The organism is Pseudomonas sp. B21-051, assembly GCF_024748795.1.
GTDB classification, from domain to species: Bacteria; Pseudomonadota; Gammaproteobacteria; order Pseudomonadales; family Pseudomonadaceae; genus Aquipseudomonas; species Aquipseudomonas putida_A.
On sequence record NZ_CP087166.1, the window covers coordinates 4838956 to 4861791 of the forward strand.

Consider the following 22836-nt stretch of genomic DNA (forward strand, 5'->3'; position numbering starts at 1 on the left):
ATACCGAACTTTGGGATACAAGGATGAAGCGCGCAGACATCAAGCGCCGCCCTCTCGCTGACACGACACTTGCGGGATTGGAGCCGGAATCAAAGGAATACAGGGAGCTGGACGGAAACGGCCTCTACTTCAGGGTTAAACCTGATGGTGGTAAATCCTGGCAACTCCGCTACAAACGTCCGGCGGGCAATTGGGCTTGGATGGGGCTCGGGGGTTACCCGGAAGTTAGTGGCGCGTTGGCAAGGGACAAAGCTGCCGATCTACGCAAAGTAGTGAGTAGCGGTGTCGACCCCCTTGAACAAAAGCGATCCGCGAAAGCTGCTATCGATGCGGCCAAGACCCGAACCTTTCGAGCTGCCGCTGATGCCTGGCTGAAGGCAAAAGAGGAAAAGGGTCTCGCACCCTCCACTCTCAACAAAATCCGCACCTACCTCGACAAAGACATACTCCCGGCACTGGGAGATAAGCCTCTAGACGAAATCACCCGTACCGACTGCGCGGAGCTCCAAGCATCCATCGAAGCCCGGGACGCACACAACGTAGCGGAAAAGTGTCGCACTTGGATCAATCAGATATTCGGGCGAGCCATCGGTTTGGGCCTCACGGAAAACGATCCGGGCAGTCGATTACGAGATATTGCAGCTCAAGCTCCGAAGACTCAGCAGCATCCCCATTTACTTGAGCCTGAGTTGGCAGAGTTCCTCCAAGCACTCAAAAACACTCCTAGCAGGCTGACGGCCCGGACTGCAGCATGGCTCTGTATCTGGACCGCATCTAGACCGGGCATGGTTCGGTTAGCTGAATGGAAAGAGTTCGACCTCGATAAAGCGTTATGGACGACGCCTGCCGCCAAGATGAAGATGCGCAGGGACTTTGTATGCCCACTCCCTAAGCAAGCGCTTTCCGCTCTCAAAGAACTTCACTGCCTCACTGGCCGCAGCCGTTGGCTTTTCCCCGGAGTGGGCGCGAAGAATCCAACGATTAGTGAAAACACAATCAATAAAGTCTTCGCGACGGTTGGTTACAAAGGCCGCTTGGTTGGGCATGGGACTCGTCACACCGCCAGCACTTTGCTCAGAGAACACGGCTGGCCGAAAGAGCATGTCGAAGCGCAGCTTGCTCACAAAGAAGAGGGAATATCCGGGGTTTACAACAAGGCTCAATACCTAGAGCACAGGGTGAAGATGATGCAGTGGTATGCAGATCACCTTGATGCGTTGGCAAACGACCAGGTGACCAAGGGACAATTTGGAAAAGCGGTATGAATGCACCTATCCATACCACCTCCAAAATCCATGTTACGAGTGTTACTCGTGTAACGATGCCCGCCAAACACCCGGATTCATTGGCTTTGAACCCCGTTACACTCCAGCAAGCCATTCCGTACACTCGATGTAACGCACACCGATTGTGTAACGCCACAACAGGCCCCTTGCCTTCTGCGGGCCGACACTCCCTCACACTTGGCCATAGCGCAAAGCCCGCTGGCTACGCTTCCAGCTCGCAGGGCGCGGGACAGCGCGTTGCCCATCGAGAGCCATTCGCATGATTGATACCCACCCGATCTTGCACTCGGCACTAACCGCTGGCCTGATCCAATATCTCTCAGAGCAGCCACTCTACGAGTTCTGCAATGAACAGATCACTGACGTGTGCGGACTGATCAATCAGTGCTGCATTCGCATCCAGACCGGCGACATCAGCAGCGACATGAGCAACATGTGCATCCAGACAACGATGCATGAGGAAGCTATTTTTCAGTACGCCTCAACCGACAAAAAAAATCGTCTCGGTCATTGGGTTCGCCAATACAGCAAGTGTCATTCAGCATCGGAACGCGAGGCTTATGCAGCCTACGTCATGGCCTGCGCGGTGAAAGCGCTGAGCGCCTTAGCTGACTGGATGCGTTCCACGGAACAAGAGGCTTGGTCTCATGTTGCCGAGCCGCCGACGGATTGGCCGTGGGACCTTTATTGTCAGGTTGTGGAAAGGCAGGTCGATCCTAACGAACGTATTGAGGTACTGGACCAGTACGTGCTGTTTCTGGAGCCCATAACATCCCTACCCTGCTTGATCAGTGACGAGCTGACCCCAATCGCTTACAGGGCAATCGAGAACGCTATCCGCACTAAGGGCGGCATCATCAGCGGAATGGAGCGTAACGAAGAAATCGGCGCACGCGATAAAGCAATCATTAGGCAAGGTCGACACTACGTGTCTAGCGGAATGTCACGGCGAAACGTGACCACGGCGGTTCACGCCTGGCTGGAACGAGAGGTCTCCAAACCACTCAAACAGCGCGCTGAATGGGTGACAATGGAAACCGAAAAAGCTCTAACCCGCAAAAGCGTGGAGGGAATCCTCAAGCGCAATTTTGTGGTGTGACCAATATTTCAATGTCATTTCAAATGGAAGTGAACTGCTCACCGCCGACCAATTTCTAGACGATTGCTCTCGTTGTCCAAACCAATCGAGAGCAATACCTATGAACACCTCTGTCACCGATTTTCCCCGCAAGACTCCCGCCAACGCCGCCTCACTTTTTGATGCCGCTTCAACTTTAATCCGCATGCGTGAAGTGGAAGGCATCGTGGGGATGAAGCGCTCGACCATCTACAAACTGATGCAGCGCACCGACTGCGGCTTTCCGCAGCCCGTCAAACTGAGCAACAGCAACGCACGCGGCGCCCCTGTCGCCTGGGTCCTTTCCGAAGTTCAAGCGTGGGCGCGCAGCCGCATCGAGGCGCGTGATCAGGTGGCTGCATGAGCCACAAGACTGCAAACAACGCTTTGATGCACCCCTTTTCCGTGTTGCGTCGGATCGGTTTCTCGCCTCGCGTCATGCAGCGTCTTGAACGCTACCGCAGCCAGCAGGACATGCAAGGTCGCGTTGTCAGCGTGCTCAGTTGGGCCGACGGTACCTGGTGCGCCCTCTCCCTACATTGCGAAAAGACCGGAGCCGTTGTCGTCGACGAAGGCCAGCAGGTCGACGCCTACGAGGACGCCCGCTCCATGCTCAGCGGCGGATTTCTACCCCTTCTCTCCCTGCGCTGGGAAGCCCACGCCTGAAACGAAAACGCCTCCGGGGGCGATCCGGAGGCGTTGAGGTCAATCTACATGCACGAACAATTTATTCCGCACCTGAAAAATCCGCAAGCTATCAGCACAGTTGCACTTTCGAAACACGGACGTTACTCTCTCGCCGTCGCTGCAAATTCAGCGACCGGGTTTGGCGACCCGAGCTCATACAGGCGCACAGGCGCCCCCATACCGATTGCAGGCGCTTTTTTTGTGCCCGCATTCCTGCTTTATGGCGGCTGTGCGTGGGAGACCTTCGGGTCTGCCGGGGTCCTGTATGCCCGGTTCGCCAACCCGCGCACAGCTGCCACCCTTACATCGTTTGGCGACGATCAGTGGCAGCTCCTCACATACAGGAGCTTCACCAATGCACACCCTCAATCCGTCCAAAACTCGCGCCGCTGCACACCGTGCAATGGCTCTCGCCGCTTTACACGCCAACTCCAGCCTCGCAACACGTCTCTCCCGTTACAACGCTCACATGGCCAAAGCCCGCGCACTCGAAACCGCAGGCGGTGCCCAATGAACAATACCCTGAGCTTTGCCCTGCCCGAAAACCTGCTTTGCGTGAATCCAGCCGCAGAGGCCGGCATTCCTATCGACGCCATCACCTGCGCCATTGACCGTGCTGACTCGGTGCTGACGCTGCTGGAAGACCACTTCGAAAACGAATCCTCGCGCCTTGCCAATCACGTCATCGCCGCCGTCCTCTGGGACGTGCGCGGCACCCTCGGACTGATCAAGACGCTCGCCATGCACGGCGATAACACCTCAACGCCTGCGGTGCAGAAAGGTAGTGCGCTATGAGCATTTCCACGACACCGGGCCACGCCACCTTTTCTCGCGTTAATGCCACCGACCTGAAGCTATTTCGGGTGAATGCCGGAGTACCCGTCGAAGACGCGCTGGAGATGGTGTCGTTGCTGCAACATCACGCGAACCAGCTCAGTTTCGACGCGGCCATGAGTGACCACGGCGAGCGTTTCAGTTGGCCCGCCTTGTACCTGGGCGAGATGGCCAAAGCCCTGATCGACGACATCAACGATGCGCTGTTTCTGCCGAGGGCTGACACATGAGCCAACGACCGAACAACGCTAAACGCCCGAGCTTCGCCGACGTGAAAACCGCCGCGCTGAAAGACATTGAGCGTGTCTTGTCGCACTGGCTGCCCAACGGAAAACGCGTGGATGGCGGCAAGGAATACACCGCTCCAAATCCGACCCGCAGCGACAAGCGCGCCGGTTCGCTCAAGATCAATTTGAGCAAGGGCACCTGGGCGGATTTTGCCACCGGCGACAAGGGCGGCGACCTGATCGATCTGGTGCGCTATCTGGATGGCAGCACCGACGTCGAGGCGTGTAACAAGCTGGCTGAATGGCTGAACGTTGCGCCCGGCGCTGCCCAGACGAAAGCGGCACCAACCAAGCTCAAGGCGCCGACATGGAACGCAATTCAGCCGATCCCGGCCGAGGCCATGAAAAAGTGTCCGGCCAAGCACCGTGAACACGGCGTGCCATCCAAGGTGTGGATCTACCGCGACGTGCAGGGTCAGCCGCTCATGGCGCTGTATCGTTTCGACCTCGGCCCGGATGAAGACGGCAAGCCGAAGAAGGTCTTTGCGCCCCTGACATGGTGTCAGCGCGCCGATAGCCAAACCAAGCAATGGCGCTGGCAGGGGCTGCCGGATCCGCGTCCGCTGCTGCACCTTGATGAGCTGGCCCAGCGCACTGACGCACCGGTGGTTCTGTGCGAAGGCGAGAAAGCCGTCGTTGCCGCCGCCAAGTTGCTGCCGAACTACGTGGCCACGTGCTGGCCGAACGGCTCCAACTCCTGGCACAAAGCCGACCTGACGCCGCTCGAGGGACGCGACGTTTTGTTGTGGCCGGACAACGACGACAGCGGTAAAGCCTGCATGACTGCCGTTGCCGAGAAACTTCGTGAAATCGGCGCCGCTTCGGTCCGGGTCATCGCGTTGGAGGTGTTCAAACGCAAGCCGACGCTGAAGAACGACAGCGCCGCGTTCGCCAAAGGTGGTCAATGGGACGACGGCGACGATGCCGCCGATGCGCTCGCCAAAGGCTGGACCGCCGGCCACTTCGTCGAACTGGAAAGCAGCGGCGAACTGTTCGGTGTGATCGAAGAAAAACCGGTAGTTGCCCAGGTGAAACCCAAGCCGGAACCAGAGCCGGAAGCGAAACCAAAAGCAGCAGCCAAGCGTCCGGCAAAATCGAAAAACGACCTGATGCCCGGTGGCTTTCGACTGACGCCCGAAGGTGTGTTTTATGCCGGCGATGACGGCGAAGCACGTCCGGTGTGTTCGCCGCTGGCGATCCTCGCGCGTACCCGCGACGAGAAGGGGCACAACTGGGGCTTGCTGGTCGAGTTCGACGACCCCGACGGGACCAAGAAACGCTGGAACATCCCGGCGCGCACCATGACCGGCGACTTCGGTAAAGACGTACTCGGCCCGTTGGTGGATATGGGGTTGCGTCTGGCCGGCAGTCGTTCGGGGCGCAACGCTCGCAACGATTTGCAGAGTTACTTAGGCGGCTTCGATAGCGCGCAACGTGCACGTCTGGTCACCCGTTTAGGCTGGCACGACAACGCCTTTCTGTTGCCCGAGCAGCAGGTCGGAATGCACGCGGAACACCTGCACTTCTACGAGGCCGGCGCGCAGCTTCCGCCAATCAGCGAAGCAGGCACGCTGGAACAATGGCAACAGCAGATCGGCGCGCTATGCATCGGCAACCATCGCTTGGCGTTTGTCGTCGGCGTGGCCTTCGCCGGTCCGCTGCTGCACATGCTCGGCCACGAATCGGGCGGCTTTCACCTGTACGGCGACAGCTCCGGCGGCAAGACCACGCATCTGCAAGTTGCCGCCTCGATCTACGGCGGACCGCGTCTGGTGCGTTCGTGGCGTTCGACCGACAACGCGCTCGAGTCGATCGCTGCCGCGCATTCCGACGGGCTTCTGGTGCTCGATGAAATCGGCATGTGTGATGCCCGCATCATCGGCGAGACCGTGTACATGCTCGGCAACGGCACCGGCAAGGCCCGCGCCAATGATCGAGGCCAAGCGGGCCGACAGGTGCAGGAATGGCGCCTGCTGTTTCTCTCCACCGGAGAGAAGACCTTGGCCCAGCACATGGCCGAGGCCAACAAGGAGCTGAAAGCCGGCATGGAGGTACGCATGCTCGCCGTTCCGGCGGATGCCAGCAAAGGTCTTGGCATGTTCGACACGCTCAACGGTTTCGAAGATGCCGCCGCCCTGTCCGACGCACTCAAGGCTCGCGTAGCGAACTATTACGGCACACCGCTTACCGCGTTCCTGACTGCGCTGTGCGAACCCGGCAAGCGCCACGGCTGGGCGGCAATCCTGCGCCGCACGCTGGAAGGCTTTATTGCCCAAGCGCTCCCCGCCTCTGCCAGTGGACAGGCACACCGTGCCGCAGCGCGCTTCGGTCTCGCGGCTGCTGCGGGCGAGCTGGCCACCGCGATGGGCATTACCGGCTGGCCGGACGGCACGGCCACCACAGCAGCTCGGGTGTGCTTGAACGCCTGGCTCCACGAGCGCGGTGGTGCCGGTAACTTCGAGGGCGATGCGATCTTGGCGCGACTGCGTCAGGTCATCGAGCGCTTCGGCGAAAGCCGTTTCACCCGCTGGGAGTCGGCGGCCGCCAAGATCGACGAACACGGCCCGCGCACTATCGACCGCCTCGGCTTTCGCAAGACACTGGAGCACGGTATGGGCGACACCATGCACACCACCAACACCTACTACGTGCTGCCCGAAGCATGGCGCTCCGAGATCTTCAGGGGCATGAACATCAACGCCGTGAACAAGGAGCTGTTGCAGCGTGGCGTGCTGGAGCCGGCCAGCGATGGCAAGGCATCGAGTCTGGTCCGATTGCCAGGACTTGGGCCCCAGCGCTGCTACATCGTGAAGAGGATTCCGGGAACGGATGAGAGCGAGGCTCGGGCTGCCTGAAGGCACGTCCGCTGATCGAGGTAGCGCCGGCTTATTCCCGGCCTCGCCAGCCGCTCATTCAACCCAAACCCATTTTTCGAAGGAACAAGACAGATGAACGAATTCCAAACTTCCACCGAACAACACGAACTGCTGGCCCGCCGCGAGATCACGGGGCTGGCACAGCCGGTTTCAGACAACACTACAGCGACCGGCCATAGCGCCAAGAAACAACGATTGATCGACGAGATCAACCAACTGACCGCCCAGCGCGATGAATATCTGCGAGAGGCTGAAGAGCACTACGCCAAAATGGCGCCGCTGGAAGCGCTACTGGAAGGCGATGAGGTCATTGAGGCGGACCGGTTAAACAAAATCCGCAACGAGCACAGCAGCCTGAAAGTTCCATACGACGCCAGAAAACACCGTGCCTGGCTGCTCAATGCAAAGATCACTCGGCGCGAGCAACTGCTCAATCATGAAACCCTGATGGCGGGCTACACCGAGTCGATGGCGAACTGGAAAGCCGATGAGCTAGAGCTCAACGAAAAACGCGACAGCCTCAGCACTCGATTGGCACAAATCCAGCAGCAAGCGGAAGAAGACATGACCAAGGCCCGGCAGGCCGAAACCGACGCCGCCACCGCTTATGCGCAGGCAGTGGCCTGGGGCGATATCGAGGGCGAAAAGAACGCCAACGCCGATGCGCAGAAGGCCGCGAAAAACCTCGCAACGGCGACCGAACACAATCGCCGCCAACACCTGATCATCACTGCGTTGGAACAGGAGCTGGCCATCGTCGACCAGCACATCGCCGAGGCGCAAAGCGAACATCAAACCATCCAGAGATCAGCCATGTCGCTAGCCCGCACGGTTTTGGAAGAACAGTGGAACGAACAAGCGCAAGCGCTGATGGAGTTGGGCGGCAAGCTGTGGAATGTGCAAGGCATGTTGGGAGGCGAACACCTCAGCCTAATGAAGCTGGTACTTCCACGAGAAGGCGAAGACTTCCACAGCTGGAACTGGCGCGAGCTGTTGGATCGATCCAGCCAGTACAGCGTGCAAGACATCCTTTCGCTGTAACGCGCTGAGCCACCGAAAAAGCCTACGCAGGTAGGCTGTTTAAACCTCCACAGGTTACAAAATGATCATTCATATAGACCTCAGAAATACTCCCAACTGGAAAGACCTACTGAAAGCACGAATAGGCTCTTTAAAGGAAATGCTGGAATTCGTGGACAAACCCCGCATAAAAACGAAAGTCGAGATTCTCACTGTAAAATTGATCAAGGCAGAGATCATCAGCATCCGAGAGTTTTTGAAACTTTCAGAATAGCGCTGAACTTGTGAGCCGTACGAACATTCAAACTGTCATCAAATAAATATAGGAAACAAAAAATGTCCAAACTTGCCGAATACCGTCAGCTGGAAAAAAACCTCGCAGAGCAGCTCCAGGCACTGGAGACGATGAAGAGCGACGGCGCGCTGAAAAAAGAAATCGAGTTCGAGACCAAGCTGCGCGAGCTGCTGAATCAGTACGGTTTCAGCCTCAAGCACATCATCAACCTGCTGGACCCACAGAGCACGAAGCGCGCTACAGCGCCGGTGGCGGCAGCTGGCAAACGCAAGCCTCGCGATCTCAAGGTATACAAGAACCCGCACACCGGTGAAGTGGTTGAAACCAAAGGCGGCAATCACAAGACGCTGAAGGAGTGGAAAAACCAGCACGGTTCCGATGTAGTCGAGAGCTGGCTGACGAGATAACATCCGGTGAGAAAAAGGCCTCCACTGAGGCCTTTTGTTTATCCCCATCAGCTATTTTTTCCTACAAACCTCAACGTCGTATTGAGTTTTCAGATCGGTGTCGATTCCGAGCAGATATCTGCAGTAATCAATGATCCAGTTACGTTCCTCCTCCGTGAGCTGTTCGACTTTGCGAATCTCCCCGTCATTGGCGTGGATGTTGTAAAACTTTATCTGAAACGTCGGATGCTTCTTGATAAACAGTATGGTGTCGATTTCTCCATCTTCCAGCGCTTCGTAATACCCAACATAGAGCACAGTTACCAGAACAAAAACGATCAGGGCAATCAGCTTATTCATTTCGCGGCGCTGTGTGAGCAGCAGAGTCTTGGTTCCGATGCTACTAACTAGTTGCATGACCTTGCTAACGGGACAGACGCTCCCCTTCGATGCCTGGTCAGCGAATTCCCAATGCTCAAAAAAACCTGATCAACAAATTCGTCACAAATCAGCTAAGAGTATAATCTATGAGCTTGAAAACACGTCGAATCTAAAGTATTTAACGGCGCACTTCTGCAGTCGATTCGTGCTTTCGCATCATTAAAAAGATGTTGAGTTTTTGCAAATGACAAAAATGTAGCGAAATTATCATGCGGCAAATGATCGGCAAACAGCGACAATATGGCAGCCGGAAAACCTACATGAACTGTTGGAATTCTAACTCTCACAAGATCCTTCCATTCTTGAATCACACGATCAAACTTTACATCCGCAAGCTCTTGAACTGAAAAGCTAGAAGAACCTAATTGCGCGTGAAATATCGGATGTGCCGCACCGATCTTATACTCATAGTCATAATGCAATCCCAACGTCGGAACTGCCTCTTCAGTATGAGCATTAAAGTACATTATCTGCACAGTAGATTTCACAAGTCGAAGTGTATCTTTTTCATAGATCTCTGTAGAACGAATTAATATATCAAGCTTCTTTGAGGCCTTTTTTGACCCAGAACTATATGGCCACTCTTTTAAGTAAAAAAAACCAACCACCTCAGTATGGGGTTCGTCATCTTTCGTTGGAGCGAGCATCGTGGAAGAAGCGTGCACCGTTCCACCGGCGGCTCTTGCTTGACGAATAAATTCGTCCACAAGTGATCTATACTGCAAGCGCAATTTGTCTATTCGCATGTGAGTCCCTTACACGCTAAGCCACGGAGATAGCTCGTCATATACCGGTTCGGCTAATCTTGCCAAATCCGCACCCGGTGGGAATGTACTAATATTCCCTACGGATCGTTCAAAGCTTACTGGCATCTCCGTTACCATGCAGTAATACCCAGCTTCCAAGCTCTGATCCACAGAGCACATACATGGAGATACGTTCAGTCCATGGATTTCAACTAACTCCAGTCCGCTATCCACGTTTGAATTTGCGAGCAGTCGATCAATTTCGTCCCTCCAATACAGAGGGGAATGCTCATCTGCAAATGGTCCAAAATATTTACACTTTTCAAATACAGCCCTAACATCCTCACGATTAAAATCGTCTACTGAAATATTTAGATAGCTAGCGGCAGATACGCAATTAAGAAACACGCCAGGATATCTCATGAGAGAATCGTATATCCAAGTGCCGAATATAGTCGCATGCCGCTTTATACGTCCATCCTTGGGACTAGAAAGGATTTCTGCGGCGATACGTTGATCGCCTGACAAATATAGATTAATTCTGTCGGCAGTCTCCTTGCGACCTATCAGCTGCGCTATTAGATCAGCAGGCGATTGAGGGCGCTTATCTACCGGGTTAGCTGCAATTTCCTCCATCAGGGCGTTTATAGACTGAAAGCCATTTGCCAAGACACTGATACGCTGAGCAATCTGCTCATAATCGGTTGAACCCAACAGAATTCGTCCATCACCGGCCTGATCCAACCGCCTGCCTTCAGAACCACTCAGAGCTGTACTGTAATAGGCCGTCGGCAGACCTAATTCGTGAGCCACTCGAAATATTACTGCATCGGTAAGCCCTTTGAACTTATCAGTCTTTGACAAATCCATATCTGAAACTATTAATAGTATTTCATGATAATGATTTAGCTCTAATGTAAGCCGCTCAACAAAAGACTCACTAGAGTCGTTATCTTTAGCAGAGAATATCTGAACATCAAAATCAGCTGAAAGCTTAGCTAGATTACGCTCAAGGCTACTCGCGTTATCAATAGTGTCTTCAAAAATCAAAATAACTGGCTTATTATTCATTTGCTCACCGAGAATGGGAAAGTTAGGCGAAAACAAGTCGCGTACGAATCGGGAGGTGTGGCCAGTTCAATCTTTCCTCGCGCCTGCTCCACTAGCTGCTTAACTAGTGACAAACCCAGCCCCATGCCTGAACCCAAAGGATTGTTAAGCCGCGAAGTAGTAGTGAACAAAGGATCCCATATTCTTGCCGCGATATTTTTCGGAATCCCAATACCAGTATCCATCACTTCAACTATGTGATGCGTCGAGGTAGATCTTGCTCTAAAGCAAATTTCCAAAGGACCTGATGATGAGTCCTTAGCCAAGACAGCCTTTAATGCATTAGTATATAAATTAAGGAGAATACCACTATACACAGTAACCGGCATAGGAGGCACAGCAACATCACTCGCAATATCTATATTAACTAAAACACCTCGATCCTCAGCAAACTTCCCAAACTTCTCAGCAACCCTCCGAACTTGCGGCGCACACTTAAACGAAACCGCTTTAAAGTTATGAGTCGCATCAACAAATAGTTTTGTATACTCAAGATGAGACCGCAGCGCATCGTAACTCTCATTGATTATCGCTAAATAAGGCTCAATCTCAGCATGAGTTCTAGATAGATTTTTTAAAACCTCGGAAACCTCCTGAATTGTACTTACAATTCTTGAAGCCTCGTGAGTTAGAAAGCCAGCAACAACTCCTAAAGACCCCATTACCTCAAGTTTGCGTCTAGCCTCTCGATCATAATCTTCTACATCATCAATCTTTTTGGATAGCGTACTATAGTCTTTTACAAGCCGCGTTTTTTCAGCTATAGAAAGAGTAGGCACGCTTTGAACGTACTCAATTGCCGCCTTGTATTCATCTTTAACCTGCTGAGCCGCTTCACGAGCGAATCTCTCTTGCTCCTCTAGGGATCGCGTTTTATCCACGCGAGCTAGAAACTCGATCCCAGCTCTCACAATTTCATTTAAATGCTCGAATCCATCAGTGCGAAGAAACCCCTCACGGTCGGTTGAAGGGATTATATCTTCCTCGTGATCGGTCTTTTTGTTCGAGGAGTGAACAAATACAGCGCCAACGAGCTGATGGTTAGCAGGCAAATTTAACGCTGGGTTAAGTGCAGGATCATTTTTTTCTCGGCTAGAGATGGGGAAGTTTTCGTTAGCTATAAACGATCTCCACTCTCGTGCATTTGCAGCAGAATCTCTATCTAAACGTAGCCAGTCATCGTCAGGGTCACCGTAAGGCTTCACTCGAAAGCCACGATCAACTACTACAACACCGCTATTATTTCTCACCCAAGTATATGCCGTTCGTCCATCTACGCCTTTGCCGGAGAACAAACCTGCACGTCTTGGAAAAAAGCGGATGTCTGCATGCAGACCTGCAGAAATCATTGATTTACAAGGGAGAAAAAGTTCGTATTTCTTTTTTTCACCAAAAAACTGGACAATATATTTTAACTCGTCCTCATAGAGATCGACTGACAGCGTAGCCCACGCATTATCAAGGACGTATTTAGCTATATCAATTTTCGATTCTTCATCATTCCCTGGCAGACTTGCACTAAAGCCAGGATCCATTGTGCCTTGATCAGTGTTTCTTTTGAATCGGCCTCTATCCAACCCAGAGATCGGACTTACGATATTCAGGACACTTGATCTAAACTGTGGAGTCCACGCGAAATCACCGCCTCGTCGCAACCCTGCAACATATAGAGTAGTCCCCAATGGCTCATCGTCCTCAGCTTTGTAAAGCTTATAAGGAATGGAAGTAGCAACTAGAGAGGGATTCTCATCAATTTTATGCCAATCAAAATCCGCGACTAAACGGGTTCTGCACTGACGACTGGCGTCAAACGCCACTGATACTACCTGTAGCTTATTTCCTAGAAAGCGGACAGCGAATCGACCGATACCCTTCTGCCCGGTCAAGTCACGCTTATAACTACGGGAGACTCGCTCTTCAGCTTTTTTTGATGTAGCGATTGTCATCCATCGACTCTCAAACTCATCCTTCGTCATGCCGTGACCATCATCGGTTACAACAAGAGTCTTCTTATCAGCAGAAAATCCAATAATGCACTGCGTAGCGTCGGCGTCGTAAGAGTTCTTTATAAGTTCAACCAATGCCACTTCAGGTTGAGCGACCAACCTCTCCCCTAGCTCTTGTAATAATCTAGCCTCTGCATGAAATGAAAGACTTCCTTGATCAAGTTGCGCGGCATTATTTTCCGTCACAGTGAGCCTTCCTTTGATGGTTCTTTTATGCGAGAACCCGTTGTATAAATGTGTTCATCTGGTTTACCTCAATCTTGGTAAACCCTCTTGACACAGCCACAACCTCAGTCCTGATTACCGAGCTCTTAAGTGCGGCAATCAGATCCCCCGAAAATTCTTTTGAATCCGTATGGATGCCACATACAGAACCTACAGCAATAGCATTCACTTCATTAATAAGCGCTTTTGGCCTATCCCCTCTGAACCCGGAACTATAGATTATTGAAGGAACTCCAGGAAGAGTATATTCCCACCAAACTTTTCGCTTATTGCAAGTATAGTTATCTCGCTGCGCAGGATCGACGCTTTCTAAATACCGACGTAACGCAGCGCTCATTTTTTTACTTGGAAGTATCAGCCAGCATTTTTTCCCTTTACTTACATACTCAGCCCTAAACAGCTCACCATTTAATACGTCAGTATTGGTGTCCACATGCCTCAATGTTGTGACGCACGGCAACACATCGATGCCTTTCAACAAACCAAATGAGACGCGCTGCTGTTCCGTTAAAATAAAAACAGACTGTCCGCCAGGGCTCAGCCCCCTTTGGGCATATGCTGATCGAACGCGCGACTGATACTTCAGAGGGGGGAGATTTGACTTCGTCGCACTTACTAATGGGCGCACTGCACCCTGATTATCAATAGCAAAATATGAGGTTTTATGATTACGCTGACTTTTATCAATCACGCTTATTGATGCCGTAGTCAAAACTCTCGGAAATGGCTCCACATCAAACTTGTAGACATCCAACGCCCACCCTTGCGCTTTTATATAGTCTCTAAGTTTTTTAGCAGCAGGTTTTTCCACCCATTCAAACGGTATAACTAAAGCGATTAATCCATCAACTTTTGTAGTAATTATGCTTAACCAAAGAAAATATAAATACGCATTAGAGAGACCGCTTGGCTTTTGGCCAGTTTTATGTTGAATCCATCTTGAAATATTAGCTCGCCAGTCATCGCTAAGATCATGATGACGAACATACGGAGGATTACCAATGCTTAAATCATAATGAAGATCCACGGCATTAGAAAATGCACAAGCCCTAATAATCTCTGCCCTTTCCGGAAGGTCTTGGCATGGCACGCGCTTGGGATCTATTTCATACCCACAATAGTTAGTATAAGTCCCTTGCTTTGAAAATCTACCATCTCCAGCACCGGCATCCAATACAAATTCGAAACTTTTACGATAATTATGAGCAATCTTCCACACTATAGAAACTATATCTACCGGAGTGTCAACTTGGCAACGAGTAAGGTACTCAGCATTATCGATTAAACCATAGCCGTGAATACTGGATTGATTAACATCAACATCAACTGTCGAATTTTTTTCAATAAAATTTTCTAAATATGACATGTTTCCAGTATCTCGAACGATTCGACAGTCTACGGCTCTAGGTATCGAGCCTTGGACAGTCTACCCATTACACCGGCTGACACAAGGAAACTGACAGTGAAAAGGGACCAATGCCCCGCTTTTCGTGGCAGTCCAACGCCTGCAATATAGTTGGCGTGAGACGGCTTGCCATCCTAATGGCGCGACTCTAGGAGGATGAACCCGCTTGATGCGGGCCAGGGGGGAGTGTTTTCAGCAGCCGCTACCTCCCTCGGCAACATCCATTGCCCGCCGATAGCGGCCGATCAATTGCGCTCCCATGCCCAACGTTACACAAGACCCGCCAGTAACACCTCTCTGAATCAAGGAGATGCACGCGTGTTACTTAAAGATTATCGAATGATTACAGTGCCTTAGGGCAGCTCGTTACACCTGTAACCAGCGTAACACGGGTTTCAGTGACGCAGCTCCACCCCGCCCCCCGATTGACTCAATTCCCCCAGCGAGATTTCGACCGTGCTGTCGAAGAAGTGCCAGAGTCCCTGAAGTCATCGTTTCGACACGAGGTCGGAAAGCCGTCGATCTTGACAGCGTGAGCACTTCATTCTTAGTGAACAAGTGACCCCGGTGAACTGCTGGTTCACCAGTGCATTTGCCCTATGAAACAGGCGATCCAAGACCACCTTTACCGGAACCGTAACGATCCCCTTTTTTCTTCAAGATCCTTTCAATTTCAATACTGAAATTTGAGTAAGCTGGGAGACCTGCTGCTAACGAGATCCCGCGGGTTTCCGACCCCGTGTTATTAGGAATCTGCCAGGGTCCCCAGCGCCTTTTTCAACAGAACCCGCCTGAACCCCTCCTTCGCATGGGCTGTATCGCAGCTACGCTCATTGCTTTGCATCCAAGGAGAAAATCATGGAAGACATTTCGTTGCTCGCGTCATTGCTGAGTCGGCTCAATGAGAACCAGATTGCGCTAGGTGCTGCTGTCGAAGAGCTTTCAAAATGGGTTGGCGAGCGCGGGTCAACCGATGTGGCGGAAAATGTATCCAGTGCGCTTGATGCTCTGGATAGAAACGCAGGATTTATAACTATGGCTCTGATTTCAATCTCAGCTGAAGGTAAGCGCTCAAGCTGATCCGACGATGGAAGGGAATTATGGAAGGCCGTCTTTATAAAACGCTTGAGCAGGAGTCCCTCGTCATTCGCTCCTGCCTGGCCACAGGACTGACCGAATTGCGTAATGCGAACCTGAATGAAAAAGGCCGCTACTACTCCGCGTTTTTTCAATTGGCAATCGGCATTGAACGTCTTGCAAAGCTTGCTTTGATTCTCGACCACATGGCCCGAAACAGTCTGCAGGCCCCAGGCCAATCAACCGTCAAGGGATACGGTCATGATTTGCGAATACTGGTATCAAAAGCCTCAGCAGTAAGCTCACTCCGGATTCTGCTAACCCCCCTATGCACGAAGATAGTTTCTTTCTTATCTGACTTCGCAATGGGGATGCGGTACGCGAATCTGGATGCATTGGCGACTGGCAGAACTCAAAGAGATCCTTTTAGCGAGTGGAACGATATATTGCAGGAAGTCATAGCAACAAAAATCAGGAGATCGACACACCATCGAATTTCCAGAGCGTCCAATTCTCTCGCAGGGCTTCTTGGCAGCAATACAATGGTTTTAGCAAGTGATCTGGCTGGTGAGCCACTCACACTGAGCTCGTTCTACTCAGAACCTTCGGTGCTCGACACAGCATCGAAACACTTGGTGTGGGAGGTAGTAACACTACTCGGCCCGCTTCGAGATGTTGTGGTGCAGCTGGGTGAGACAGTGGATAGCATTGCAGCCTCCAGACAACCACCAAGTGACCGGGTACCTTATCTAAGTGAGTTTTTTGATTTTATCTGGGTGGATCGCCCTTACGTGATGCGCAAGAAGCGCTGGCCATAGCACGACGATGAGCTTCTGATTATGCCCCTCGGCCGACACACGATTAGCGTTCACCCGAATGACGAAGTATGGCAAGGTAGCGCCTAGCAAACCTTACCGTGTATCCCTGCTTGTATCCCCCGAGCCGAAATCAGGCCGTAGGCCACGGTTTATATAGCGCACTCGAGTCTCCCTCGGGGCACCAAAATCAAGAAAGGTCTTGCTTAGCAAGGCCTTTTTTTTCGCCTGCTGAAAAATTGGGCAATTATTGTTGCGTAACCGTGCTACGAAAAATGTGGGCTAAACGATGGGCGATTAATCACAGCAATATGCAAGAGAATTTGCAGCTATGACTTTGGCGCCATGCCGTGGCAATGGGCGACTGGTCGAATCGGTTGAACGTGCTGCAGGTTGTGCCACAACTGAGTCCTTTTCATGGTCACCTGGTCCATTGAACGCTTGGGTTCAAAGCCTACTGGCGATTTCCTTCCAGATGTAGGCGTAGTTGTATTTCAGCCAACGAACCAGCACTTTATCGAACTGCCTACGACACCAGTTGCGCTCTCTAGCTGCCAACCTTTCTTCTATCGACTGTCTGAGCCTGTCGGGGTCGAACCCAGTCCAAATCGGAGGCACAGCTGCAACGAGATTGGTAAAGCACACCGGCGCAACCTCTGAATAGAGAATTTCGTAAAGGGTTTCCGGGGCGACGCCTCTTACCTGATTCGCCACATAGTCATATTCGACGGGAAAATCGTTGAATGACTCAGAAAGAGCAGCTCTCACTATTGTCAGTTGTGGCTCAGTCAGAAAATGCTCCAACGGAGAAACTCCTCCAGTTGCGTTCCACTGGCGCGGCCCGAATCAAGTGATCAGCCAAACCAGAACCTCAGATATCCGGGTCAGACACACGCTCGGCTTGAACACCTCCCCCAAACAAACGCTCAGCTATCTGACGACCTCGTTCCTGGCCCTCCTCCGTCAACCAGATCGATTTGTTCCTGTTTACCGGATTACTGATGAGACCCTGCTCATGCAATCGGTTCATGACCTCAAAATCGAAGCCTTTCCATGCATTGCCGTCGTCGGAACTGAACGCGACCAACAGGGCAAGCACAGCCTCTTCAATCAACTTTTCATCATATTCCATGATCGTCGCTCCGCTCATGTGTCTGAATTAACGTTGAGTTTGTCTGGCACCTCATACTCGCTGGCCACCTTGAGAAACTCGTTCTGTTACTTAGGTCATTGAATGTCTCGGCGCTGTCCGTGCGACCTGTTTTGCCTAGGGACTGCACCTGATGCGTCCACTCAGTATAATCACCCCCCGCCTACAGGCGGTCTGCCGCCCGTTGCGGCTTTCGTTGGTCGTACCGAATTTCAAGACTCATGCTCAAGGACCTCCAAGGCCAACCATGGAAACGTCACTGGAAACCGTCGCCCTGTTCTCTCTCAAACTCGCTTACGAGGAGGAAGGCCTGAGCCCGATTCTGCGGGATGACATGGTTATGGGTGACTATCAGAAAGACGTTTTCGAACTGCTGGTGCGCCGGGGTGATGTCGAGACCATCCAGTTCAAGATGAACGAGTGCCTGGGCTTGGCGATGGATGCGTTGGGCGGTGTCGAGAAACCGCTGGGGCGGGAGCTGCACAAGCTGTCAGCCGATTTCAGTCAGGCGCAGTCGCTGGAGCAGCTTGATCAGCCGCTCCTCGCGCTCAAGGGTTATCTGAAAGACATTCTCTGATCAGTTGCTTCACGCGCTGACCTTTCAGCGTCGAGCCTTCAAAACCCGAATATCCGTGGGAAATCCATCCACCCCCACAAGCTTCTTCCAGCCCACATACTGAAACTCGCCCCGCTCATCGATGTAATCGCCCTTCTCCACCGACCGGCCGCCGACAACCGCCATGCGTTTTTCCTCGCCACAGCCGCCATCCGACGGGCGCACGGTATAAATCACATACGGCTTCACATATTGCGTGGCGCGGAAGTGTTGGCCGCAGATTTCGTCGACCGTGATCAGCATGGTTTTCAGGCGGGCTTCGCCGTCCATGTCTTCGTGGAGTTTGAGGAAGGAGATGTCGCCGACGTCGCTGTAGCCGAGTGAACGAGCGCGTTTGTATTCGGGGGAGTTCTGGTGGGCGATGCGGCCTTGCTCGGCGGCCTGGTTCATTCTGGCGGCGAACTCGGCACTGCCTTGAGCAATGGTTGCCTCGGCCTGGGCGGCGACATTTTCGCATTGCGCGAATTCGCGGGAGCCGAGGTATTGGGGCGTCAGGTTCGAGCGGCGCTGGTTCATGCTCCGCAGGCTGTTCTCCAGATCGCCGATCACCTCATAGGCGCTGGGTACGCGACCGCTCTGGACGTCGGCGATTTTTTCCTGCATTCGCTTGCAGTTGGCGAGGTAATACTGCCAGCTGCTTTCCGGGGGCTCCTTCCACTCGGCGAATGCCGGGGTAATGACAGCGGCGCAGGTGATTGCACAGAGCAAGCGCAGAACAGAAGCGGCTTTTGGCATGAGTAGTCCATTACAGGAATCAAGAAAGTGGCGCGAAGCTACTATTTTGATATCTTGCCGTCCACTCTCGCTGGAGGCCGCTCAATCGCCTCTGTTATCGCGCACTGGGGATAAACCAATGGATGCTTTGTTGTGCTTGCTAGTGATGGCCGGAACCTGGTTTTGGGTAGTGAAACAACGGGGTGAGTGGAGTTTGCTGCTGGGCAACCTTGCTGGTGCCGGAAGTAGCGTAGTCACCGGCATTGTGTTCACGCTGATTTACGACGCGGTCATTGGTACATCGATGGCGGCACCCAACTTGAATCGCAGTCTGGTGGTGTTCACCACAAGCGCAGGCGTTCTGGCGGGGGTGTGGTTGTGGATTGCCAATCGCCATCAACCCGAACACCCGGTTGCACGTCAATTGCTGGGCGCGGTGTGTGGCTTTGCCGCCGGCATGGTGGCACTGCTGGTGCTTGCTGTGAATTTTTTCCCCAACACATGATCGAGCGGCGTCACTGTTTTGTTATCTTGGCGCCCTTCGTCAGCGCTCACTTCGGTGTGCGTTGATTTCAGCTTTCGAAATTAAGGAAAGGATCGAATGGCGTTTCTGAGTTTTCTGGCATTTATCGCCGCCTGGGGTTTCATGTGGCGCTGGGTGGTGAAAAACCGCGGCAGCTGGAATCTGTTTTACGGCAACATCGTTGGCGCGGCGGGCGGTTTTATCGTCGGTCTGGTGGTGCTGTCGATCCTCCTGTCGCTGTTCCCGTCAGCGCATAAATCCGAAAAAGCGCCAATCGAAGACGTGATCACACAGAGCGATGTCACCACCAGTCTGTTGCCCGAAGCCGAGTCGGATTCGACGTCTGCGGAGCTGGAAAACGCGCCGGGCTTTGCCGCGATCGAGCCGGATAATCAGCCTTCTCCGCCGGATTCCGCACTGCTGCCGAATTACGCCAGCCGGGCACCGAAATCGATATCGGAAAAAACCGTCCTCGATCAGAGCGACGTGCAGGGCCGTAAAGCGCTCACCGCGCTGCGCGACAAGCTTGGGCAAAATGCCGACAGCGATAAATCGATGCTCGCGTATGTCATGTGCGGCACGGTGGTCACCAGCACACTACGCTTCCCGGCGTCGGAGCGCTTCGCCGACAGCTCTGCCATTGTCACCAAGCGCTTCAAGGATCAGGTCTACACCCTCAGCAACAAGGTCACCGCGCGCAACATGAACGGTGATGACGTCACTTATCGCTTCGACTGCTCGGTGCAGGAGCAATCCGCGTCCGCCGAATGGCGACTGCTGGCGCTGAAGCTGCAGAAGGCTGACTCTTAAGCCTCGTTTAAGGGTTCAAGGCGCCGGCTGCGCTATCATCGCCAGCCTGTGCGTCTTGAGCTTTGCCCCTGAATGTCCCCGATACCTGCTGACCTGAATCCGCTGCCTCCCGTCTTGGCCGGCCCGCTACTGCGACGGCTGGAACCAACGCGAGTGGTGCTGTGGTTGGTCGGTACGCGTCAACTGTCGCTGAGCCTGCGCTTGCAGGGTGTAGGAGACATTCCTCTCGATGCCGGGAAATGCACGGTCATTCCTGTAGGCCGTCATGCGTTCGTCCAGTTGATTGACGTTGCGCTCGACAGCGCCCTGCCCTGCGACACGCGTATCGACTATGACCTGCTGATCGACGGCCAGACGCCCATCTCCGAATGGGCGCCGCATCTGCTGTACGGCAATGCCCGCTGTCCGAACCTTGTCGTGCGTTCGCGGATCGATCAGTTGCTGCACGGCTCCTGCCGCAAACCGCATCATCCGGCGGCAGACGGTCTGCTGTGCGTCGATCAACTGCTGTCTGGCGAAACCGATCCGCAGCAACGCCCAGCGCTGCTGATGATGAGCGGTGACCAGGTTTACGCCGACGATGTGGCCGGCCCGATGCTGCGGGCGATTCATGCGTTGATCGAGCGCCTCGGTCTGTTCGACGAACACCTCGAAGGTGCCGTGGTCAGCGACAGCGCCAGACTCTACGAACACCCGGCCAGCTACTACCACCGCGCGGATCTGTTACCGGCGCTGGAGAGCAACGAGACCTTGCGCGAGCGATTTTTCGGCGGTGCGCGCAAGCCGATTTTCACCAGCAGCAGCGCCGACAATCATCTGGTGACGTTCGCCGAAGTGATGGCGATGTATTTGCTGGTGTGGTCGCCGATTGCCTGGGGGTTGATCAATCCTGCTGCTCCATCGCTGACGCCTGAACGCTTGAAGCGCTACACCCTGGAGCAAACCCGCATTGATGGCTTCAAGGCCGGGTTGGGCAAGGTCGCCCGAGCCTTGGCGCACCTGCCGAGCCTGATGATTTTCGATGACCACGACATCACCGATGACTGGAATCTTTCCGCGCAATGGGAGGAAACCGCCTACAGCCATCCGTTCTCCAAACGCATCATCGGCAACGCCTTGATCGCGTACATGTTGTGCCAGGGTTGGGGCAACAATCCGGACGCGTTCAAGGATCTGCTGGAGAACACTCGACGCCTGAGCGCCAGCGGCGATGATCGTTATCTCGACAGCCCGGTGCAGGACGCGCTGATCGACGACTTGCTGCGCTTTCAGCATTGGCATTTCGTGCTGCCGAGCAGCCCGGCGCTGGTGGTGCTGGATACCCGCACCCGGCGCTGGCGCAGCGAGATGGCACTCAAGCAACCCTCCGGTTTACTGGACTGGGAAGCGCTGAGTGAACTGCAGCAGGAACTGCTCGATCATCCGTCAGCGATCATCGTTTCACCGGCGCCGATCTTTGGCGTGAAGTTGATCGAAACCGTGCAGAAGGTTTTCAGCTGGTGCGGTTATCCGCTGCTGGTCGACGCGGAAAACTGGATGGCCCATCGCGGCGCGGCGCAGGTGATCCTGAACATTTTCCGACACACCCGCACACCCGGAAACTACGTGGTGCTGTCGGGCGATGTGCATTACTCCTTCGTCTACGAAGTACTTATCCGACACCGCAAGGCCGGGCCACGGATCTGGCAAATCACCAGCAGCGGGATCAAGAACGAGTTTCCGAAAACCCTGCTGGAATGGTTCGACCGCCTCAACCGCTGGCTCTACTCGCCGCGCTCACCGTTGAACTGGTTTACCAAACGCCGACGCATGCGCATCGTGCCGTACACCCCGGAACATGCCGAAGCCGGTGAGCGGCTGTGGAATTCGGCGGGGATCGGGCAGGTGTTTTTCAATGCGCAGGGACAGCCGAGCGAGATCATTCAGCACAATTCGAACGGGGCGCTGAAGACGCGGATGCTGGCGCCGGAGTTGGGGGATTATCCTGATTGATAAGGCCTCTTTTGCCCACAATGAGATTGCAATGACGACACCTTCGCGATTACTTATCACCCGCGACAGCGTACATGCCGGCGATGATTGCGAGGCTCCCCATGCGCGCTGGATCAACCTGCAAGAGAGTGAAACCCTGGAGGATGCCCTGCGCCTACTACTCCACAATGGTTATCTGCCAAGCATTGCTGGTGGATGTGCGACCTGGATCGTACGCGGCCCTCAGGCCCTAGCTGTAGTCGCCCAGCAATGGCGGGAGCCGCGTTTTCTGGTCGATGCACGGTCGACACTGGTCAATTTGGAAGAGTTGAGGTTTGTATATTGGTGCCAGGTAGATCCAGAGCTTGTTTTCGACTGCCTGCTAACAGGCACCGAACTTCCTGACAGATACAGCGGATTTAAGACGTCAAAGTAGTCG

24 protein-coding genes are annotated in these 22836 nt (G+C 53.6%); 16 read left to right on the plus strand and 8 right to left on the minus strand.

The annotated features are described in order from the left end of the window. Nucleotides 1-23 precede the first annotated feature (23 nt). The 9 genes from LOY52_RS21685 (at nucleotide 24) to LOY52_RS21725 (ending at nucleotide 8809) form a co-directional block, all read left to right on the plus strand. Complete coding sequence (locus LOY52_RS21685; RefSeq protein ID WP_258675932.1) at nucleotides 24-1265, plus strand: tyrosine-type recombinase/integrase; 1242 nt, start codon at nucleotides 24-26, stop codon at nucleotides 1263-1265. Between the two features lie 280 nt (nucleotides 1266-1545). Next, nucleotides 1546-2385 (plus strand): hypothetical protein, encoded by an 840-nt coding sequence (locus tag LOY52_RS21690; RefSeq protein ID WP_258675933.1) that lies wholly within the window; start codon nucleotides 1546-1548, stop codon nucleotides 2383-2385. 100 nt (nucleotides 2386-2485) lie between these two features. Further along, nucleotides 2486-2767, plus strand: a complete 282-nt coding sequence (locus tag LOY52_RS21695) for an AlpA family transcriptional regulator (protein ID WP_085641060.1) — start codon at nucleotides 2486-2488, stop codon at nucleotides 2765-2767. Beyond that, complete coding sequence (locus tag LOY52_RS21700; protein ID WP_258675934.1) at nucleotides 2764-3069, plus strand: hypothetical protein; 306 nt, start codon at nucleotides 2764-2766, stop codon at nucleotides 3067-3069. The genes LOY52_RS21695 and LOY52_RS21700 overlap by 4 nt, the downstream gene beginning before the upstream one ends. A 531-nt stretch (nucleotides 3070-3600) precedes the next feature. Beyond that, nucleotides 3601-3885, plus strand: a complete 285-nt coding sequence (locus LOY52_RS21705; protein ID WP_258675935.1) for a hypothetical protein — start codon at nucleotides 3601-3603, stop codon at nucleotides 3883-3885. Continuing rightward, entirely contained in the window at nucleotides 3882-4154 is a 273-nt protein-coding gene (locus LOY52_RS21710) for a DUF3077 domain-containing protein (RefSeq protein WP_085641054.1), read from the plus strand. The genes LOY52_RS21705 and LOY52_RS21710 overlap by 4 nt, the downstream gene beginning before the upstream one ends. Continuing rightward, nucleotides 4151-7066, plus strand: coding sequence for a DUF927 domain-containing protein (locus LOY52_RS21715; protein WP_258675936.1), 2916 nt, complete (start codon nucleotides 4151-4153; stop codon nucleotides 7064-7066). The genes LOY52_RS21710 and LOY52_RS21715 overlap by 4 nt, the downstream gene beginning before the upstream one ends. A gap of 219 nt (nucleotides 7067-7285) precedes the next feature. Continuing rightward, nucleotides 7286-8128: a chromosome segregation protein SMC gene (locus LOY52_RS21720; RefSeq protein ID WP_258680014.1), complete on the plus strand. Its 843-nt coding sequence runs from the start codon at nucleotides 7286-7288 to the stop codon at nucleotides 8126-8128. A 315-nt stretch (nucleotides 8129-8443) separates the two neighbouring features. Further along, nucleotides 8444-8809 (plus strand): histone-like nucleoid-structuring protein, MvaT/MvaU family, encoded by a 366-nt coding sequence (locus LOY52_RS21725; RefSeq protein WP_258675937.1) that lies wholly within the window; start codon nucleotides 8444-8446, stop codon nucleotides 8807-8809. A gap of 51 nt (nucleotides 8810-8860) precedes the next feature. Here the strand turns inward: LOY52_RS21725 and LOY52_RS21730 are convergent, their stop codons facing one another. From LOY52_RS21730 to LOY52_RS21750, 5 genes are all read right to left on the minus strand, one after another. Then, nucleotides 8861-9148 (minus strand): hypothetical protein, encoded by a 288-nt coding sequence (locus LOY52_RS21730; RefSeq protein WP_258675938.1) that lies wholly within the window; start codon nucleotides 9146-9148, stop codon nucleotides 8861-8863. Between the two features lie 152 nt (nucleotides 9149-9300). Then, nucleotides 9301-9936 carry a hypothetical protein gene (locus LOY52_RS21735; protein WP_258675939.1) on the minus strand — a complete coding sequence of 212 codons (636 nt, stop codon included), beginning with the start codon at nucleotides 9934-9936 and terminating at the stop codon, nucleotides 9301-9303. Nucleotides 9937-9984: 48 nt separating this feature from the next. Further along, a complete protein-coding gene (locus LOY52_RS21740) occupies nucleotides 9985-11046 on the minus strand; it encodes a hypothetical protein (protein WP_258675940.1) in 1062 nt (353 codons plus the stop codon). Next, on the minus strand, nucleotides 11043-13277 hold the full coding sequence (locus LOY52_RS21745; protein ID WP_258675941.1) for a sensor histidine kinase: 2235 nt from the start codon (nucleotides 13275-13277) through the stop codon (nucleotides 11043-11045). The genes LOY52_RS21740 and LOY52_RS21745 overlap by 4 nt, the downstream gene beginning before the upstream one ends. Before the next feature lie 25 nt (nucleotides 13278-13302). Further along, nucleotides 13303-14682, minus strand: a complete 1380-nt coding sequence (locus LOY52_RS21750; protein ID WP_258675942.1) for an Eco57I restriction-modification methylase domain-containing protein — start codon at nucleotides 14680-14682, stop codon at nucleotides 13303-13305. Between the two features lie 897 nt (nucleotides 14683-15579). Here LOY52_RS21750 and LOY52_RS21755 point away from each other — a divergent pair. Further along, entirely contained in the window at nucleotides 15580-15801 is a 222-nt protein-coding gene (locus LOY52_RS21755) for a hypothetical protein (RefSeq protein WP_215502325.1), read from the plus strand. A 20-nt stretch (nucleotides 15802-15821) separates the two neighbouring features. Next, entirely contained in the window at nucleotides 15822-16616 is a 795-nt protein-coding gene (locus tag LOY52_RS21760) for a hypothetical protein (RefSeq protein ID WP_258675943.1), read from the plus strand. 444 nt (nucleotides 16617-17060) lie between these two features. Here the strand turns inward: LOY52_RS21760 and LOY52_RS21765 are convergent, their stop codons facing one another. Both LOY52_RS21765 and LOY52_RS21770 read right to left on the minus strand, forming a co-directional pair. After that, a complete protein-coding gene (locus LOY52_RS21765; protein ID WP_258675944.1) occupies nucleotides 17061-17417 on the minus strand; it encodes a hypothetical protein in 357 nt (118 codons plus the stop codon). A 67-nt stretch (nucleotides 17418-17484) separates the two neighbouring features. Continuing rightward, entirely contained in the window at nucleotides 17485-17745 is a 261-nt protein-coding gene (locus LOY52_RS21770; RefSeq protein WP_258675945.1) for a DUF6429 family protein, read from the minus strand. A gap of 265 nt (nucleotides 17746-18010) precedes the next feature. Here LOY52_RS21770 and LOY52_RS21775 point away from each other — a divergent pair, with 265 nt between their 5' ends. Further along, complete coding sequence (locus tag LOY52_RS21775) at nucleotides 18011-18340, plus strand: hypothetical protein (RefSeq protein ID WP_096795509.1); 330 nt, start codon at nucleotides 18011-18013, stop codon at nucleotides 18338-18340. Between the two features lie 24 nt (nucleotides 18341-18364). Here the strand turns inward: LOY52_RS21775 and LOY52_RS21780 are convergent, their stop codons facing one another. Then, nucleotides 18365-19114, minus strand: a complete 750-nt coding sequence (locus LOY52_RS21780) for a hypothetical protein (protein ID WP_258675946.1) — start codon at nucleotides 19112-19114, stop codon at nucleotides 18365-18367. 118 nt (nucleotides 19115-19232) lie between these two features. Between LOY52_RS21780 and LOY52_RS21785 the strand changes: the two genes are divergently transcribed. The 4 genes from LOY52_RS21785 to LOY52_RS21800 all read left to right on the plus strand — a co-directional run bounded on the left by LOY52_RS21785 (nucleotide 19233) and on the right by LOY52_RS21800 (nucleotide 22833). Continuing rightward, nucleotides 19233-19598, plus strand: a complete 366-nt coding sequence (locus tag LOY52_RS21785) for a hypothetical protein (protein WP_123589100.1) — start codon at nucleotides 19233-19235, stop codon at nucleotides 19596-19598. Between the two features lie 96 nt (nucleotides 19599-19694). Beyond that, a complete protein-coding gene (locus tag LOY52_RS21790; RefSeq protein ID WP_258675947.1) occupies nucleotides 19695-20426 on the plus strand; it encodes a hypothetical protein in 732 nt (243 codons plus the stop codon). A gap of 72 nt (nucleotides 20427-20498) precedes the next feature. Then, the gene (locus LOY52_RS21795) at nucleotides 20499-22418 is read left to right on the plus strand and encodes an alkaline phosphatase D family protein (protein WP_258675948.1); all 1920 of its coding nucleotides are present in this window, start codon (nucleotides 20499-20501) and stop codon (nucleotides 22416-22418) included. Nucleotides 22419-22449: 31 nt separating this feature from the next. Beyond that, entirely contained in the window at nucleotides 22450-22833 is a 384-nt protein-coding gene (locus LOY52_RS21800; protein WP_258675949.1) for a hypothetical protein, read from the plus strand. Nucleotides 22834-22836 lie beyond the last annotated feature (3 nt).